16 protein-coding genes are annotated in these 18075 nt (G+C 72.2%); all 16 read left to right on the forward strand.

Going from position 1 to position 18075, the window contains the following annotated elements:
- Positions 1-49 precede the first annotated feature (49 nt).
- The 16 genes from ABD286_RS00410 (at position 50) to ABD286_RS00485 (ending at position 18008) form a co-directional block, all read left to right on the forward strand.
- Entirely contained in the window at positions 50-1420 is a 1371-nt protein-coding gene (locus ABD286_RS00410; RefSeq protein WP_344189171.1) for a glutamate-cysteine ligase family protein, read from the forward strand.
- Entirely contained in the window at positions 1413-2711 is a 1299-nt protein-coding gene (gene egtB / locus ABD286_RS00415) for an ergothioneine biosynthesis protein EgtB (RefSeq protein WP_344189173.1), read from the forward strand. The genes ABD286_RS00410 and egtB overlap by 8 nt, the downstream gene beginning before the upstream one ends.
- Positions 2712-3407, forward strand: coding sequence for an ergothioneine biosynthesis protein EgtC (gene egtC / locus ABD286_RS00420; protein ID WP_344189175.1), 696 nt, complete (start codon positions 2712-2714; stop codon positions 3405-3407).
- Positions 3408-3449: 42 nt separating this feature from the next.
- Positions 3450-3818 (forward strand): phosphoribosyl-AMP cyclohydrolase, encoded by a 369-nt coding sequence (gene hisI / locus ABD286_RS00425; protein ID WP_344189177.1) that lies wholly within the window; start codon positions 3450-3452, stop codon positions 3816-3818.
- The gene (locus ABD286_RS00430; RefSeq protein ID WP_344189179.1) at positions 3811-5394 is read left to right on the forward strand and encodes an anthranilate synthase component I; all 1584 of its coding nucleotides are present in this window, start codon (positions 3811-3813) and stop codon (positions 5392-5394) included. Before hisI ends, ABD286_RS00430 begins: the two co-directional genes overlap by 8 nt.
- Positions 5391-5990, forward strand: a complete 600-nt coding sequence (locus ABD286_RS00435) for a Trp biosynthesis-associated membrane protein (protein WP_344189180.1) — start codon at positions 5391-5393, stop codon at positions 5988-5990. Before ABD286_RS00430 ends, ABD286_RS00435 begins: the two co-directional genes overlap by 4 nt.
- 49 nt (positions 5991-6039) lie before the next feature.
- Positions 6040-6291 carry an HGxxPAAW family protein gene (locus ABD286_RS00440; protein ID WP_344189182.1) on the forward strand — a complete coding sequence of 84 codons (252 nt, stop codon included), beginning with the start codon at positions 6040-6042 and terminating at the stop codon, positions 6289-6291.
- Between the two features lie 4 nt (positions 6292-6295).
- Positions 6296-6712, forward strand: coding sequence for a DUF2752 domain-containing protein (locus ABD286_RS00445; protein ID WP_344189184.1), 417 nt, complete (start codon positions 6296-6298; stop codon positions 6710-6712).
- A gap of 37 nt (positions 6713-6749) precedes the next feature.
- Entirely contained in the window at positions 6750-7541 is a 792-nt protein-coding gene (gene trpC, locus ABD286_RS00450; protein WP_344189186.1) for an indole-3-glycerol phosphate synthase TrpC, read from the forward strand.
- 29 nt (positions 7542-7570) lie between these two features.
- Positions 7571-8842 carry a tryptophan synthase subunit beta gene (gene trpB / locus ABD286_RS00455; RefSeq protein WP_344193181.1) on the forward strand — a complete coding sequence of 424 codons (1272 nt, stop codon included), beginning with the start codon at positions 7571-7573 and terminating at the stop codon, positions 8840-8842.
- Complete coding sequence (gene trpA / locus ABD286_RS00460; RefSeq protein WP_344189188.1) at positions 8839-9654, forward strand: tryptophan synthase subunit alpha; 816 nt, start codon at positions 8839-8841, stop codon at positions 9652-9654. The genes trpB and trpA overlap by 4 nt, the downstream gene beginning before the upstream one ends.
- A gap of 1 nt (position 9655) precedes the next feature.
- Positions 9656-10189 carry a MauE/DoxX family redox-associated membrane protein gene (locus ABD286_RS00465; RefSeq protein WP_344189190.1) on the forward strand — a complete coding sequence of 178 codons (534 nt, stop codon included), beginning with the start codon at positions 9656-9658 and terminating at the stop codon, positions 10187-10189.
- Entirely contained in the window at positions 10186-10944 is a 759-nt protein-coding gene (locus tag ABD286_RS00470) for a DsbA family protein (RefSeq protein ID WP_344189192.1), read from the forward strand. Before ABD286_RS00465 ends, ABD286_RS00470 begins: the two co-directional genes overlap by 4 nt.
- 65 nt (positions 10945-11009) lie before the next feature.
- Positions 11010-11867: a prolipoprotein diacylglyceryl transferase gene (lgt, locus tag ABD286_RS00475; RefSeq protein ID WP_344193183.1), complete on the forward strand. Its 858-nt coding sequence runs from the start codon at positions 11010-11012 to the stop codon at positions 11865-11867.
- A 149-nt stretch (positions 11868-12016) separates the two neighbouring features.
- Complete coding sequence (gene gltB, locus ABD286_RS00480) at positions 12017-16561, forward strand: glutamate synthase large subunit (RefSeq protein WP_344189195.1); 4545 nt, start codon at positions 12017-12019, stop codon at positions 16559-16561.
- Entirely contained in the window at positions 16554-18008 is a 1455-nt protein-coding gene (locus ABD286_RS00485) for a glutamate synthase subunit beta (RefSeq protein WP_344189197.1), read from the forward strand. The genes gltB and ABD286_RS00485 overlap by 8 nt, the downstream gene beginning before the upstream one ends.
- Positions 18009-18075 lie beyond the last annotated feature (67 nt).

Consider the following 18075-nt stretch of genomic DNA (forward strand, 5'->3'; position numbering starts at 1 on the left):
CCCGCGGATCCCTGTGTGGATCCGGCCCGGACCGCGAGGGGCAGCACCTGTGAGCACGACAGCCGCACGACACTCCGCAGCACACCATCCGAGCGGGGCGCACGACGCCGCCCCGCCGTCGTCTGCCTCCGCGACCGGCATCGAGGTCGACGACACGAGACCCGTCGACCTCGACGAGGCGCGAGCCATGGTCGAGGCCCTGGCGCTGGCCGACCTGCCTGTCGGCACCGTCGGCCTCGAGGTCGAGGGCCACGCCGTCGTGTGGGACGACCCGACGGCGAGACCGTCCTTCGAGGTGCTCTCGGCCGTGGCGTCCCGCGTGGCTGACCTGCCCGCCGGTGGCCGGACGACCCTCGAACCCGGTGGCCAGGTCGAGGTCTCCTCGGCCCCGCACCCCGACATCGACACCGCCCTGGTCGCGATGGCCCAGGACACCGCGCACCTGCGGGAGGCCCTGGCGCAGGAGGGCCTGGGCTGGGCCCTGCTGGGCAGCGACCCGTTGCGTCCACCCCAGCGCGTCAACCCCGCGCCGCGGTATGCAGCGATGGAGCGCTTCTTCTCGGCCACCGGTGACACCCGCGACCACGGCGCGACGATGATGTGCTCGACGGCGGCGCTCCAGCTCAACCTCCAGCCCGGGCGTCCCGACCAGTGGGTCGACAGGGTGCGACGCGCCCAACGGCTCGGCCCGCTGCTCACGGCGCTCAGCGGCAGCTCGGCCTTCCTCGCCGGCCGTGACACCGGCTGGCACTCCGCCCGCCAGCGGGCGTGGACCGGGCTCGGGGAGCTGCGGGCCGGACCGATCGACGACATCGACCCTGCCCGGGCCTGGGCACGGCGCGCCCTCGAGGCGCCGGTGGTGCTGCTGCCCGTCGGTCCCGGTGGGGCGGGGGTCGGCGTCGTCGGGTCCGAGCCCGCAACCGGTGGTGCTGCCGGTGCGGGCCGTCTGCCGTCGCGCACGCTGCAGGAGTGGCTCGTCGATCCCGCCGGGTGGCCGGCGGCGACCGTGGGTGACGTCCGCAGACAGCTGAGCACGTTGTTCCCGCCCGTCCGGCTGCGCGGGTGGCTCGAGCTGCGCTGCCTCGACTCGCTGCCCGACCGCTGGTGGCCGGCCGTCGCGGCCCTGACCACGGCCTGGATGGACGACGAGACGGTGCACCCCGTGGTGGACGCGGCCGTCGCCGAGACGGCCGGCCGGTGGCACGAGGCCGCCAGCACCGGCCTCGGTGACGACGCCCTGCGGCGGACCGCGGCCACCCTGCTCGATGCAGCCCTGCCCGTGGTGCCCGAGCGGGTCCGTCCCGCCGTCGAGGAGCTCGCTGAGCTCGCCGCCACCGGTCGCAGTCCTGGAAGCCTGATCGTCGACGACCTCCGCAGGCGAGGGCCTGCGGTCGTCCTGGAGGAGATGTCCCGTGCCTGACCAGACCCACCCGTCCGCCGCACCCGTCCTGCCGTCGGCCACGCAGGTGGCCCGTGACCTCGAGCTGGCCCGCGACCGGACGACCTGGCTGACCGAGCTCGACGAGGCTGAGCTGTTCGCCCAGCACAGCCCGATCATGAGCCCGCTCGTCTGGGACCTCGCGCACATCTCCCAGCAGGAGGAGCTGTGGCTGATCCGCGAGGGCGACGCGACGCGACCGGGGATGCTGCCCCCCGACGTGGACGCCCTCTACGACGCCTTCACCCAGCCCCGGGCGATCCGCCCCTCCTTGCCGCTGCTGCCGCCGGTCGAGGCACGGCGATACGGCCATGAGGTCCGTGGGCGGGTGCTCGACGCCCTCGAACGGGCCGACGACGTGTTCCCGTTCGCCATGGTGGTCCAGCACGAGGAGCAGCACGACGAGACGATGCTGGCGACCCTGCAGCTGCGCGCCGGTGGCCCCGTGCTCAGCCCGACTCGCCAGCTCCCGCCCGGTCGTCCCGTGCCCCGGGACTCCGTGCTCGTTCCGGCGGGCGAGTTCGTCCTCGGGGTCAGTGCGCTCGAAGAGCCGACCTCGCTGGACAACGAGCGGCCGGGCCACGTCGTCGACGTCCCGGCGTTCCGCATCGGGCGGGTCCCGGTGACCAACGCCGAGTGGTTGGCCTTCGTCGAGGCCGGCGGGTACGACCGACAAGAGCTGTGGTCGAGCCGCGGATGGGAGCACCGCCACGAGGCCGGTCTCGAGCTCCCGCTGGGCTGGCGTGGTGACGGCACCCGGGTGCGGTTCGGCGTGGTCGAGGACGTCCCGCCGGACGAGCCGGTGCAGCACGTCAGCCACTTCGAGGCGGAGGCCTTCGCCCGCTGGGCCGGCGCCCGTCTGCCCACGGAGGTCGAGTGGGAGAAGGCCTGCGCCTGGGACCCGCAGGCGGGACGTCGCCGCCGGTGGCCCTGGGGGTCGGCCGCACCGAGCCCTGAGCTGGCCAACCTCGGTGGGGGAGCCCTGCGCCCAGCACCGGTGGGCTCCCTGCCGGCCGGCGCGTCGGCATACGGCGTCGAGCAGCTCGTCGGGGACGTCTGGGAGTGGACCTCCTCGGGCTTCGAGGCGTGGCCCGGCTTCAGCCCGATGCTCTACGCGCAGTACAGCGCGCCGTTCTTCGGCGGCGACTACCGGGTCCTGCGCGGCGGGTCCTGGGCCACTGCCGCCTCGACGGTCCGGCCGTCGTTCCGCAACTGGGACCACCCGTTCCGTCGGCAGATCTTCACCGGCGTCCGCCTGGCCTGGGACGCCTGAGTGTGCCGGCACCTGGCGTGGTTCGGCGCGCCACGGTCGGTGGCGTCCCTGGTCCTCGAGCCCGGCCACGGCCTGCTCACCCAGTCCTGGGCGCCGCGGCGTCAGGCCCACGGCACGGTCAACGCCGACGGGTGGGGTGTCGGGCTGCACCCCGACGGTGGGGGAGCTGCCGCCCGGTGGCGGTCGGACAAGCCGATGTGGTCCGACACCAACCTCGCCTCGATGGCGCCGCACCTGGTCGCCGGCAGGGTCATCGCCGCGGTGCGATCGGCGACCGAGGGGATGCCGGCCGACGCCACGGCTGCGGCACCCTTCCTGCACGACGGGTGGCTCGTCTCCCACAACGGCAGGGTCGACCGCGACGCGGTCGGCCCCAGCCTGGCTGCTGAATCTGCCTGTGACGCAGCGCTGCTCGCCGCACGGGTCGTCGCCGCTGGTCCGCGCCGTGTCGGTGCCACCCTGCACGAGGTCGCCGCCGCCGACCCCGACTCGCGCCTCAACCTCCTGCTGCTCTCCGGCGACGAGCTCCTCGCGACCCGTTGGGGCGACACGTTGTTCCTGCGGCGCGACACCGACGGCGTCCTCGTCGCGAGCGAGCCCGACGACGCAGAAGGCTGGGAGGAGGTGCCCGACCGTCACCTCGTCACGGTGACCGCGTCGGGCGTGCGCATCGAGGCCCTCCTCGCCACCTCCTGACCCCCGGACCCGCACGACCGCCCACTTCGGCACAATGGCCGGGTGACCTCCCCAGCAGTCCTCGACCCCCAGATCGCCGCCCGGCTCAAGCGAGACCCCCAGGGCCTGGTCGCGGCGGTCGTCCAGCAGCACGACAGCGGCGAGGTCCTGATGCTGGGCTGGATGGACGACGAGGCCCTGCGCCGCACCCTGACCGAGGGCCGGGTGACCTTCTGGTCGCGCAGCCGCGAGGAGTACTGGCGCAAGGGCGACACCAGCGGGCACGTCCAGCACGTCCGCTCGGTGGCGCTGGACTGCGACGGCGACGCCCTGCTCGTCCGCGTCGACCAGGTGGGCGCCGCCTGCCACACCGGCGACCACACCTGCTTCGACGCCGGCGACCTCGGCGCGGCGGTGTCGACCGGTGAGTGACGGCACCCCCCTGGGCGGGCCGGCGGCCGACGTCGCCCCGGACCTGTCCTTCGGCAGCACCTGGCCCACCCTCGGCACCTTCCAGCTGCTCGCACGCGACCGACGGGTCATCCCCGTGGTCCGCCGGCTCATGGCCGACGCCGAGACCCCGGTCGGGGTCTACCGCAAGCTGGCCAAGGACGCCCCCGGCACGTTCCTGCTCGAGTCGGCCGAGCACGGAGGGGTCTGGTCGCGCTACTCCATCGTCGGCGCCGCCAGCGGTGCCGTCCTCACCGAGCGCGACGGCGAGGCCCACTGGGTGGGGGAACCGCCCGTGGGCGTGCCCACCAGCGGCAGCCCCCTCGACGCCCTGCGCGACACCGTGGCCGCGCTGGCGACCGCCCCCATCGAGGGCCTGCCCCCGCTGACCGGTGGCATGGTCGGCGCCATCACGTATGACGCGGTGCGACGCTGGGAGAAGGTCCCGTCCGAGGTCCCCGACGAGCTCGGTGTCCCCGAGATCACGATGATGCTCGCCACCGACCTCGCGGTCCTCGACCACGCGGACGGCTCGGTGCTGCTCGTGGCGAATGCCGTGAACTTCGACGGCACCGACGAGCGGGTCGAGGACGCCTGGGCCGACGCCGTCGCCCGGCTCGACGCCATGACCAGCGACCTGGCCGCCCCTGCGCCGAGCACCGTCTCGACGGTCGACCGCGGTGCCTTCGACCAGGCGCGTGGCGAGGTGCGGAGCAACTTCGCGCAGGGCGACTTCGAGGAGATGGTCGAGCTCGCCAAGGAGGACATCCGCGCGGGCGAGGTCTTCCAGGTCGTTCTCTCCCAACGGTTCTCGACCCCCTGCCCCGCCGACGCGCTCGACGTCTACCGCGCGCTCCGGACGTCGAACCCCAGCCCGTACATGTACCTGCTGCGGCTCCCGCTCGACGACGGGACGGCCTACGACGTCGTCGGGTCGTCGCCCGAGGCCCTGGTCAAGGTGACCGGGCGACGAGCCATCACGCACCCGATCGCCGGGTCCCGGCCGCGCGGCAAGACGCCCGAGGAAGACCAGCGCCTCGCCGAGGACCTGCTCGCAGACCCCAAGGAACGCGCCGAGCACGTCATGCTCGTCGACCTCGGGCGCAACGACCTCCAGCGCGTCTGCGAGGCCGGGACGGTCGACGTCGTGGAGTTCATGAACGTCCGCCGCTACTCCCACGTCACCCACCTCGAGTCCACGGTGGTCGGCGACCTCGCACCCGGCCACACGGCATACGACGTCCTCGCGGCGACGTTCCCCGCGGGCACCCTCTCGGGTGCCCCCAAGCCCCGGGCGCTCAGCCTCATCGAGCACTACGAACCCAGCCGCCGCGGCGTCTACGGCGGCGTCGTGGGCTACCTCGACTTCCACGGAGACCTCGACATGGCCATCGCCATCCGCACGGCCGTCATCAAGGACGGCACCGCCCACGTCCAGGCGGGGGCCGGCATCGTCGCGGACTCCCTGCCCACGGCGGAGTTCGAGGAGACGGTCAACAAGGCCGCCGCAGCCCTGCGCGCCGTCGCCACCGCCAGCGCCCTGCGGACCGTCCGGTGAAGCGACTGCGACCGACGTCCAAGCTGTTCGTCATCCTCCTCGCCCTCGTCGGGGCCGGCCTCCTGCTCACCAGCGGCGGCCGGACCTGGGTGACCGGCACGGTCGACGACCCGGTGCTGGGGTCCAGCCGCATCACCGGCACCGGCACCGAGCTGGCCACCGGCGTCGTGGCCCTCGCCCTCGTCGCCGCCGCGGCCGCCCTCGCGAGCGCCACGAGCGGCCCGGTCGTCCGACGGATCACCTTGGTGGTCCTCGCCCTGGCCGCCGTCGCGGAGGGGGTCGTCGCGGTGCGGATCGCCCTCGACCCCGAGCAGTCCCTCGGTGCCGTCGCCGCCAGGGCGCTCGGACGCACCGGCTCGATCGAGACCAACGCCTCGCCCACGTCCTGGCCGTGGATCGCCGTCGCCGCGAGCGTCCTGCTGCTGCTCGCCGCCGTGGGCGGCTGGTTCGGCGCGGGTTCGTGGCGCGGTCTCGGGGCGCGCTACGAGGCGCCGGGCGCGGCCGCCGGCCCCCGGGGGCAGCGGGTCGCCAGCGACTGGGACCGCCTCGACGCAGGGGACGACCCCACCGTGCGCGACGAGCCGTCCAGCACCTGACAGAATGGTCGGCGACGACCTCCCCTCACTTCCACAGGAGTCCCGCACCATGGCAGAGCACGAGATCCACGAAGACCACGGCCACAGCGTCGCCGCGTGGACGGCCGTCGGGATCCTGCTGCTCGGCACCGCGATCATGTCGTGGGCCGTCGTCGTGACCAGCGTCGCGCTGTTCGTCGTCGGGGCCATCGTCTGCATCGTCGGCGTCGTGGTCGGCAAGCTCCTCGGCATGGCCGGTTACGGCGCCAAGGACGTGCCCCCGGTCACGAGCGACAACAAGAAGACCTCCGGCGTCAGCTGACCCCGTGCCGGTCGCGGCCGCTCGTCTCCCGGAGGCGCTCCGAGCCCCGGTGGTCGTCGGTGCCGCGGGTGCCGCCGCCGCGGTCGCCCTGCTGCTGCGTGACCCGCACACCGCGGGATCGTGGCCGGTCTGCCCGATCCTCGCCGTGACGGGGGAGCCGTGCCCCGCGTGCGGTGGCCTGCGCGCCACCCACGACCTGCTCACCGGTGACGTCGCCGCCGCGCTGTCCAGCAACGCCTGGGCGGCTCTGACCGTCGTCGCGGCGGCGATCCTGTATGCCGTGTGGCTGGGGTCCGCCGTCCGTGGCCGCCGGGTCGCCTGGCTGCGCCGGTCCTCGCTGGTCGGCGGGCTGTGGGCCGGGGGACTGCTGCTGTTCGGGGTCCTGCGACTGCTGCCCGGTCTGTCCGTACTGCGACCCTGACGCGGGGCCGCGCGCACCGCTCTATAGCCTGTCAACCATGGCCACCGTGCTCGACGAGATCGTCGCAGGTGTCCGCGAGGACCTCGCGGACGCCGTGTCCGTGACCCCAGCCGCGCGGATCGAGCAGCTCGCTCGCAGCGCCGCCCCGGCCCTCGACGCCGAGGAGGCACTGCGCCGCCCGGGCCTGTCGCTGATCGCCGAGGTGAAGCGCGCCAGCCCCAGCAAGGGAGCGCTCGCCGACATCACCGACCCCGCCGCGCTGGCCGTCGACTACGAGGCCGGCGGAGCCACCGCGGTGAGCGTCCTGACCGAGCGCCGCCGCTTCGGGGGATCGCTTGCCGACCTCGACGCCGTCCGCGCCGCGGTGCGGATCCCCGTCCTGCGCAAGGACTTCATGGTCGAGGACTACCAGCTGTTCGAGGCCCGGGCGCACGGCGCCGACCTCATCCTGCTCATCGTCGCCGCCCTGGCCCAGGACGACCTGGTCCGGATGCAGCGGCTGGCCCGCGACCTGGGCATGACCGCACTCGTCGAGGTGCACGACGAGGACGAGACGGCCCGCGCGGTCGACGCAGGTGCCACCGTCATCGGCGTCAACGCCCGCAACCTCAAGACCCTGGCTGTCGATCCCGACACCTTCGGGCGCCTGGCGCCCCTCATCCCCGACACCTGCGTGAAGGTGGCCGAGTCCGGCGTCTCCGGACCCGTCGACGCCGCCCGCTTCGCAGGGGAGGGCGCCGACGCCGTCCTCGTCGGAGAGGCGCTCGTCCGTGGCAGCGCGCCACGGCAGGCGGCCCACGACCTCATCGCGGCGGGAGCCCTCTCATGACCGACCAGACCCCAACGGCGCCCGACCTCATGCCCGGCCTCACGCCGGAACCCGTGGCCCGCGCCGGCCGCTTCGGCGACTTCGGCGGACGCTACGTGCCCGAGGCGCTCATCCCTGCCCTCGAGGAGCTCGACGAGGCCCGTCGCAAGGCGATGGTCGACCCCGAGTTCCTCGGTGAGCTCGAGCGCCTGCACCGCACGTACACAGGTCGCCCGAGCATCATCACGGAGGTGCCCCGGTTCGCCGAGCACGCCGGCGGCGCCCGCATCATCCTCAAGCGCGAGGACCTCAACCACACGGGGTCGCACAAGATCAACAACGTGCTGGCGCAGGCCCTGCTGACCAAGCGGATGGGCAAGACGCGCGTCATCGCGGAGACCGGCGCCGGCCAGCACGGTGTCGCCACTGCCACGGCCGCCGCCCTCATGGGCCTGGACTGCGTCATCTACATGGGCAAGGTCGACACCGAGCGCCAGGCGCTCAACGTCGCCCGCATGCGGATGCTCGGCGCCGAGGTCAAGCCGGTCCCGACCGGCAGCGCCACCCTCAAGGACGCCATCAACGACGCGCTGCGCGACTGGGTCACCAACGTCGGGGACACGCACTACATCCTCGGCACCGTGACGGGTCCGCACCCGTTCCCCGAGATGGTCCGCGACTTCCACCGCATCATCGGGGTCGAGGCCCGGGGCCAGGTGCTCGACACCGCCGGCCGCCTGCCCGACGCCGTGATCGCCTGCGTCGGTGGCGGCTCCAACGCCATGGGCATCTTCCACCGGTTCATCGACGACGCGGACGTCCGGCTCATCGGCGTCGAGGCCGGGGGGGAGGGCGTCGAGGGCGGCCGCCACGCGGCGCGCTTCGCCGCCAGCTCGCCGGGCGTGCTGCACGGCACCTTCAGCTACCTCATGCAGGACGACGACGGCCAGACCCTCGAGTCGCACTCGATCTCCGCGGGACTGGACTACCCGAGCGTCGGCCCCGAGCACGCGCACCTGCGTGACAGCGGGCGGGCCGAGTACCGGTACGCCACCGACGAGCAGGCGATGAAGGCCTTCGAGCTGCTGTGCCGCACCGAGGGGATCATCCCGGCCATCGAGTCCGCGCACGCCCTGGCCGGGGCCATCGAGGTCGGCCGCGAGCTCGGCCCGGACGCCCTGCTGCTCGTCAACCTCTCCGGGCGCGGCGACAAGGACATGCACACGGCCGCGGAGTACTTCGGCCTGATCGACGGCGACGCGACGCCGAGCGGCACGGCTGACGAGCCGCGTGCCGAGGGCGACGGAAGGACCCAGCTGTGAGCACCACCACCGACATCGGCGTCGGCGAGGTCCTGGCGCGCTGCCGCGCCGAGAACCGTGCGGCCCTCGTGGGCTACCTGCCCGTGGGCTTCCCCACGGTCGAGGGCTCGGTCGCGGCCATGGTCGCCATGGTCGAGTCCGGCGTGGACATCGTCGAGGTGGGGATCCCCTACAGCGACCCGCTCATGGACGGCCCCGTCATCGCGTATGCCGCGGACCAGGCCCTCAAGCAGGGGGTGCGGGTCGACGACGCCTTCCTCGCCACGCGTGCCGTCCGGGACGCCGGGGCACCGCCGCTGGTGATGTCCTACTGGAACCTCATCCTGCGCCACGGTCCCACCGCCTTCGCCACGGACCTCGCGCGGGCGGGCGGCGCCGGCATCATCACCCCCGACCTCATCCCCGACGAGGCCGGCGAGTGGATCGCCGCGAGCGACACCAGCGGCCTGGACCGGATCTTCCTCGTGGCGCCGAGCTCCACCGACGAGCGCATCGCGTCGGTGACCTCGCACTGCCGCGGCTTCGTCTACGCCGTGTCGCACATGGGCGTCACGGGGGCACGCACCTCGATGGGTGACGCCGCCTCCGTCATCGTCAGCCGCACCAAGGCCGCCACCGACCTGCCGGTGTGCGTCGGCCTGGGGGTCTCCAACGGCCAGCAGGCGGCCGAGGTCGCGGCCTACGCCGACGGTGTCATCGTCGGCTCGGCCCTGGTCCGCTGCCTCACCGAGGCGGACGACCTCGAGTCGGGTCTCACCGCGCTGCGCTCCCTCGTCGCCGAGCTGGCCGAGGGCGTCCGGAGCGGTCGCTGACGTGACCAGCGAGACCCGGCAGCGCCTCGCCGCAGACCCACGCGTGCGTGACGTGGTCGGCCTGCTGGCCCGGCTGGTCCTGGGCGGTGTCGTGCTCGTCGCCGGGTTGCTCAAGGTCGGCCACCTCGAGACGTCCGCCCGCGCGGTCCGTGCCTACCAGCTGCTCCCGTACGACGTCGCCGGGTACGTCGGCTACGCCCTGCCCGTCCTCGAGGTCGCGGTCGGCCTGCTGCTCGTCCTGGGGTTGTTCACCCGCGGCAGTGCAGTCGTGGGCGGTGTCCTCATGGTCGTGTTCATCATCGGCATCGGGTCCGCGTGGGCCCGGGGCCTGAGCATCGACTGTGGCTGCTTCGGTGACGGGGGAACCATTGCGGCGGCCCAGACGCAGTATCCAGAGGAGATCGCCCGGGACATCGGGTTGTTGCTCTGCGCAGCGTGGCTCGTGCTCCGCCCGCGCACGGCCCTGAGCCTGGAGCGACGTCTCTTCCCGCCCCAGCACCGCACCGAACCGCACGACGAGAGGCCCCAGGCATGACCAGCAGCAGCGCCAGCCGCAAGGCGAAGATCGCGGCGGCGACGCCGAAGTCCCAGCAGCGCAAGGGTGCCAGCCCGGTGGTCGTGGCCACCGTCGTCGTGGTCCTGATCGTGGCCGCGGTGGTCACCGCGGCCATCCTCGGCAGCCAGGACAAGAAGGAGGCCACCACGGCCGGCGGCTCGTCGATCCCCAAGGGCGCCTCGTCGATGAGCGCGGGCATCGTCGTCAACCCCGACGCCCCGGCAGGGGTGCCCACCCTGGACGTCTACGAGGACTTCCAGTGCCCGATCTGCGCCGAGTTCGAGCACCGCTTCGGTGAGGGCATCGAGGCCCTCGCGGAGAAGGGGCAGGTCAAGCTCGTGTTCCACACGCTGAGCTTCCTCGACGACAAGCTCGGCAACGACTCGTCCAACCGCGCCGCCAACGCGGCAGCCTGCGCGGCCGACCAGGGCAAGTTCCTCGAGTACCACTCCGGGACGTTCGGCGCCCAGCCCCTCAGGGAGGGCGCCGGGTACACCGACGCCGCGCTGAAGTCGGTGGCGGAGAAGGCCGGCATCACCGGCGCCGGGCTGACGACGTGGGAGAAGTGCTACAACGACCGCTCGCACAACCAGTACGTCGAGTCCGTGCAGACCCAGTCCGAGAAGGACGGCATCAACGGCACCCCCACCCTGCGGCTCGACGGCAAGGCCCTCGACCTCGCCGGCTTCACCAACGAGTCCCTCGCGGCCGCGGTCAAGGCCGCGACGAAGTGAGCGCAGCGACACTCCTGAGCCTGCCCACATCGGCCGCGGGCCTGTCGGCACAGCTCCCGGCCCAGATCCCGGCGTCGATCCCCAGCCCCACCTCCGGCGTCTGGCACCTCGGGCCGTTCCCGGTCCGGGCCTACGCCCTATGCATCCTCACCGGCATCGTCGCCGCCGTCTGGATCACGGGACGTCGCCTCGTCGACCGCGGCCACGCCGCCGAGAAGTCGATCGACATCGCCGCGTGGGCGGTGCCGTTCGGCATCGTCGGTGGTCGGGTCTACCACGTCATCACCACCCCGCAGCCCTACTTCGGCGAGGGCGGGCACCCGCTCAAGGCGTTCGCCATCTGGGAGGGTGGCCTCGGCATCTGGGGAGCCATCGCCCTCGGTGCGGTCGGCGCGTGGCTCGGAGCCCGCCGGCACGGGGTGTCCTTCCTCGACTACGTCGACGCCGCGGCGCCCGGCGTCGCCGTCGCGCAGGCGCTCGGTCGCTGGGGCAACTGGTTCAACAACGAGCTCTACGGTCGCGAGACCGACGTCCCGTGGGGCCTGACGATCCACCAGTGGGACAACGGCGCCGGCCGTGCCGTCCGTGACGCCGCGGGGGACCCCGTCGTGCTCGGCACCTTCCACCCCACGTTCCTCTACGAGTCGCTCTGGTGCCTGCTGCTCGCCCTCGTCCTGGTCCTGGTCGACCGGCGTCGCGCCCTGCGCAAGGGGCAGCTCTTCGGCCTCTACGTCGTGGGCTACCCGCTGGGCCGCGTCGTCTTCGAGCTGATGCGCAGCGACGAGGCGAACCGCATCTTCGGCGTCCGGGTCAACGTGTGGACGAGCATCCTCGTGTTCGCCCTGGGGCTGTACCTCGTCTGGGCCGGTCGGCGCCGCGAGGTGGCGGTGCCCGCACGCTCAGCATCTCACCATACGGAATAGCGCGGCTCACATGCTAGGACGGGGAGGGTTCTCGGTATTCTCGTCCGAGCCGTGGCCAAGGCCGTCCACGCGCGTGCAATGGTGTGCCTCCTGACCCCCCAGGGGGCTCGCTCCGACGCATCACGACCCCTCAGGACGGTGACCCGAACGTGACTTCTGCGCGCTTCTCCGCCCAGCCCGCCGACACCGGGCTCTACCGCCGCGAGTTCGAGCACGACGCCTGCGGCGTGGCACTCGTGGCCACCATGCGGGGGAGCGCAGGTCACGACATCGTCGACCACGCCCTCACGGCGCTGCGCAACCTCGAGCACCGCGGCGCCACCGGTGCCGACCCGCTCGTGGGCGATGGAGCAGGCATCCTCACTCAGGTCCCCGACGCCTTCTTCCGCGAGGTCGTGGACTTCGACCTCCCCGTGGCCGGCGCGTATGCCGTGGGCACCGCCTTCCTGCCCGCCGACGAGTCCGAACGTGCCGCAGTCGTCGAGCGCATCGAGGCCATCGCCGCCGAGGAGAACCTCACGGTGCTCGGGTGGCGCGACGTGCCGGTCAGCACCGAGCTCGTCGGCCAGGCGGCACGCGACTGCATGCCGTTCTTCCGCCAGCTGTTCGTCAGCGCGTCCTCGGGGCGCATGGTCGGCCTCGGGCTGGACCGGCTCGCCTTCTGCCTGCGCAAGCGCGCCGAGCGCGAGACCGAGGTCTACTTCCCCTCGCTGTCGTGCCGCACCCTCGTCTACAAGGGCATGCTCACCACCGGCCAGCTGGAGCCGTTCTTCCCGGACCTGTCCGACCGTCGCTTCGAGACCCAGCTCGCGCTGGTCCACTCGCGCTTCTCCACCAACACCTTCCCGAGCTGGCCGCTGGCCCACCCCTACCGGCTCATCGCCCACAACGGCGAGATCAACACCGTCAAGGGCAACCGCAACTGGATGCGGGCCCGCGAGAGCCAGCTCGTCTCCGACGTCATCCCCGGCGACCTCGAGCGGCTCTTCCCGATCTGCACCCCGGAGGCGTCGGACTCCGCGTCCTTCGACGAGGCCCTCGAGCTGCTCCACCTCGGTGGCCGGTCGCTGCCCCACGCGGTCCTGATGATGATCCCCGAGGCATGGGAGAACCACACCGAGATGGACCCGGCCCGCCGGGCGTTCTACGAGTTCCACTCGACGTTCATGGAGCCGTGGGACGGCCCCGCCTGCGTCACCTTCACCGACGGCTCACTCATCGGGGCGGTCCTGGACCGCAACGGCCTGCGCCCCGGTCGCTACTCGGTCACCGACGACGGCCTGGTCGTCCTCGCGTCCGAGGCCGGGGTCCTGGACCTCGACCCGACCCGCGTGGTCCGCAAGGGCCGCCTCCAGCCGGGCCGGATGTTCCTCGTGGACACCGAGCACGGACGGATCGTCTCCGACGACGAGATCAAGTCCTCGCTGGCCTCCCAGCACCCGTACGACGAGTGGCTCCACGCCGGACTCATCCACCTCGACGACCTGCCCGAGCGCGAGCACATCGTGCACACCGCCGCCTCGGTGGCCCGCCGCCAGCAGACCTTCGGCTACACCCAGGAGGAGCTCAAGATCCTCCTGGCGCCGATGGCGAAGTCCGGGGGAGAGGCGCTGGGCTCGATGGGCACCGACACCCCCATCGCCGTGCTCTCCGACCGACCGCGCTTGATCTTCGACTACTTCACGCAGCTCTTCGCGCAGGTGACGAACCCGCCGCTCGACGCCATCCGTGAGGAGCTCGTCACCTCCCTCGGGACCGTGATCGGACCGGAGGGCAATGCGCTCGCCGCGACCCCGGCGCACGCCCGCCAGGTGGTGCTGCCGTTCCCCGTCATCGACAACGACCACCTCGCCAAGATCGTCCACGTCAACGCCGACGGCGACCTCCCGGGCTACGCGACGCACGTCGTCCGCGGCCTCTACGACGTCACCGGTGGCGCCGCCGCCATGCAGGCGCGCCTCGAGGAGATCTTCGCCGAGGTGTCCCAGGCCATCGCTGCCGGTGCCCGCTTCGTCGTGCTGTCCGACCGCGACTCCGGCCGCGACCAGGCGCCGATCCCGTCGCTGCTGCTCACCTCTGCGGTGCACCACCACCTCATCCGCGAGAAGACCCGCACCCTGGTCGGGCTCGTGGTCGAGGCCGGCGACGTCCGCGAGGTCCACCACGTCGCCCTGCTCATCGGGTATGGCGCGGCCGCCGTCAACCCCTACCTCGCCATGGAGTCGGTCGAGGACCTCGTCCGCTCCGGCGCGATCGAGGGCGTGACCTCCGAGCAGGCGGTGAAGAACCTCATCAAGGCGCTCGGCAAGGGCGTCCTCAAGGTGATGTCGAAGATGGGCATCTCCACCGTCGCGTCCTACCGCGGTGCCCAGGTCTTCGAGGCCATCGGCCTGTCCCAGGAGCTCGTCGACCGCTACTTCACCGGCACCGTCAGCCAGCTCGGGGGCATCGGGCTCGACGTCGTCGCCGCGGAGACCGCGGCCAGGCACGCCGCGGCATACCCGCCGGACGGCGTGCGCCTCCCGCACCGCAAGCTCAACGTCGGCGGTGAGTACCAGTGGCGCCGTGAGGGCGAGCCGCACCTGTTCGACCCGGACACGGTGTTCCGCCTCCAGCACTCGACGCGCCAGCGCCGCTACGACATCTTCAAGCAGTACACCCAGCGCGTCGACGAGCAGTCCGAGCGGCTGATGACGCTGCGCGGCCTGTTCAACCTCGGCGGGGCCAACCCGCGCCAGCCCATCTCGATCGACGAGGTCGAGCCGGTCAGCGAGATCGTCAAGCGGTTCAACACCGGTGCGATGTCCTACGGGTCGATCAGCCTCGAGGCCCACGAGACGCTGGCCATCGCGATGAACCGCCTCGGCGGTCGGTCCAACACCGGTGAGGGCGGTGAGGACGTCGAACGCCTCATGGACGACGAGCGGCGCTCGGTCATCAAGCAGGTCGCCTCGGGTCGCTTCGGCGTGACGTCGCTCTACCTCACCAAGTCCGGCGACATCCAGATCAAGATGGCCCAGGGTGCCAAGCCCGGCGAGGGCGGCCAGCTGCCCGGCCACAAGGTGTACCCGTGGGTCGCCAAGACCCGGCACTCGACCCCCGGCGTCGGCCTGATCAGCCCGCCGCCGCACCACGACATCTACTCCATCGAGGACCTCGCCCAGCTGATCCACGACCTCAAGAACGCCAACCCCGAGGCCCGGATCCACGTCAAGCTCGTCTCCGAGATCGGTGTCGGCACGGTCGCCGCGGGCGTCTCGAAGGCCCACTCCGACGTCGTGCTCATCTCCGGCCACGACGGTGGCACCGGCGCCTCGCCGCTGACGTCGCTCAAGCACGCCGGTGGACCCTGGGAGATCGGCCTCGCCGAGACCCAGCAGACGCTGGTGCTCAACAACCTGCGCGACCGCATCGTCGTGCAGTGCGACGGCCAGCTGAAGACCGGGCGTGACGTGGTCATCGCCGCGCTGCTCGGTGCGGAGGAGTTCGGGTTCGCCACGGCTCCGCTCGTCGTCAGCGGCTGCGTCATGATGCGCGTCTGCCACCTCGACACCTGTCCGGTCGGCATCGCCACCCAGAACCCCGAGCTGCGCAAGCGGTTCAGCGGCAAGCCCGAGTTCGTCGAGACGTTCTTCGAGTACATCGCCGAGGAGGTGCGCGAGCACCTCGCCGCGCTGGGCTTCCGCTCCATCGAGGAGGCAGTCGGCCAGGTCTCGTCCATCGACGCCACCAGGGCGGTCGACCACTGGAAGGCCGCCGGCCTGGACCTGTCGCCGATCTTCGCCGACGTGCAGAGCCCTGACGGCTCGGCGCGGCGCAACACCACCACGCAGGACCACGGCCTCGAGAAGGCCCTGGACCACCAGCTCATCACCATCGCCCGCGAGGCCATCAACGACGGCACGCCCGTCGCGGCGGAGGTGGCGGTGCGCAACGTCAACCGCACCATCGGCACGCTGCTCGGCCACGAGGTCACCAAGGCCCACCCGGACGGGCTGCCCGACAACACCATCGACCTCACCCTGACCGGCTCGGCCGGCCAGTCGCTCGGCGCCTTCCTGCCGCGCGGGATCACGCTGCGCCTGTACGGCGACGCGAACGACTACGTCGGCAAGGGCCTGTCCGGTGGGCGCGTCGTCGTCCGCCCGGACCGGGCTGCGCCGCTGCAGGCAGAGCAGAACGTCATCGCCGGCAACGTCATCTGCTACGGCGCGACGACCGGTGAGCTGTTCCTGCGCGGCAAGGTCGGCGAGCGGTTCTGCGTGCGCAACTCCGGTGCCAGCGCCGTCGTCGAGGGCGTGGGTGACCACGGCTGCGAGTACATGACCGGGGGCACCGTCCTCGTCCTCGGGCCGACCGGCCGTAACTTCGCCGCCGGCATGTCCGGGGGAGTGGCCTACGTCCTCGACCTCGACCAGAACCGCGTCAACCGTGAGCTCGTCGACCTGTCGCCACTGCGGCCGGACGACGAGACGGTGGTGCGCGAGTTGCTCACCAAGCACGTCGAGTGGACCGAGTCCCCCGTGGCGGCAGGGCTGCTCGAGGACTGGGAGAACGCACGGAGCCGCTTCACGCTCGTGCTGCCCCGCGACTACCAGCGCGTCCTGGACGTGCGGGCAGCCGCGGAGGAAGAAGGTCTGGACATCAACGGCTCCGAGGTCTGGGAGCGGATCATGGAGGCTTCCCGTGGCTGACCCCCAGGGCTTTCTCAAGACGCGCGAGCGCGAGCTCCCGACCCGTCGACCGGTTCCGGTCCGCATCAGGGACTGGAAGGAGGTCTACGAGGAGCAGGAGCTCGGCCAGCTCCAGCGCCAGGCCGGTCGCTGCATGGACTGCGGGATCCCCTTCTGCCACAGCGGTTGTCCGCTCGGCAACCTCATCCCCGAGTGGAACGACCTGGCGTGGAAGGGTGACTGGCGGGAGGCGATCGAGCGCCTGCACGCGACCAACAACTTCCCGGAGTTCACCGGTCGCCTGTGCCCGGCTCCCTGCGAGACCGCCTGCGTGCTCGGCATCAACCAGCCGGCCGTGACGATCAAGCAGATCGAGGTCACGACGATCGACCGTGCCTTCGACGCGGGCTACGTGCAGCCGCAGGCGCCGGAGCGCCTCACCGGCAAGACCGTCGCCGTCATCGGCTCGGGCCCCGCCGGCCTCGCCGCGGCCCAGCAGCTGACCCGCGCCGGCCACACCGTCGCGGTCTACGAGCGTGCCGACAAGCCCGGCGGGCTGCTGCGCTACGGCATCCCCGAGTTCAAGATGGAGAAGTCGGTCCTGGACCGTCGTATCTCCCAGATGGAGGCCGAGGGCACCCGCTTCCGCAGCGGTGTCGCGGTCGGCGAGGACGTCACAGGCAAGCAGCTGCGCGACCGCTACGACGCCGTCGTCCTGGCGATCGGGGCGACCGTGCCCCGCGACCTGCCGGTGCCCGGGCGCGAGCTCGACGGCGTCATGCAGGCCATGGAGTTCCTCCCGCCGGCCAACAAGGTCGCGCTCGGCGAGACCGTCGAGGGCCAGGTCACCGCAGAGGGCAAGGACGTCATCGTGATCGGTGGCGGCGACACCGGTGCCGACTGCATCGGCACCTCGCACCGCCAGGGCGCGAAGTCGGTGACGAGCCTGGAGATCATGCCCCAGCCGGGGGAGGAGCGCGTCGCCGGACAGCCGTGGCCGACCTACCCCATGACGTTCCGCGTCGCCTCCGCGCACGAGGAGGGCGGCGAGCGCGTGTATGCCGTGTCGACCAAGGAGGTCCTCGGCGAGGACGGCAAGGTCACCGGCATCCGTGTCGTCGACGTCCAGCGCGGCGAGAACGGCTTCGACGAGGTCGAGGGCACCGAGCGCGTCCTCCCGGCCCAGCTGGTGCTGCTGGCGATGGGCTTCCTCGGACCGGAGAAGCCCGGTGTCGTCGAGCAGCTCGAGGTCGAGCTCGACGAGCGCTCCAACGTCAAGCGCGACAAGGAGTACATGTCCAGCGTGCCGGGCGTCTTCGTCGCCGGTGACGCCGGCCGCGGCCAGTCGCTGATCGTCTGGGCCATCGCCGAAGGTCGTTCTGCCGCAGCGGGGGTCGACAAGTACCTCAGCGGACAGACCTCCCTGCCGCGACCGATCAACCCGAACGACCGCCCGCTCGTCGTCTGAGCGGCGGCCGTCCGGCACGGCGGCCGCGGCGCCATACGCCGAACACCCGGTGACCACCCGACCACGG

The sequence above is a fragment of the Pedococcus aerophilus genome, assembly GCF_039532215.1.
GTDB classification, from domain to species: Bacteria; Actinomycetota; Actinomycetes; order Actinomycetales; family Dermatophilaceae; genus Pedococcus; species Pedococcus aerophilus.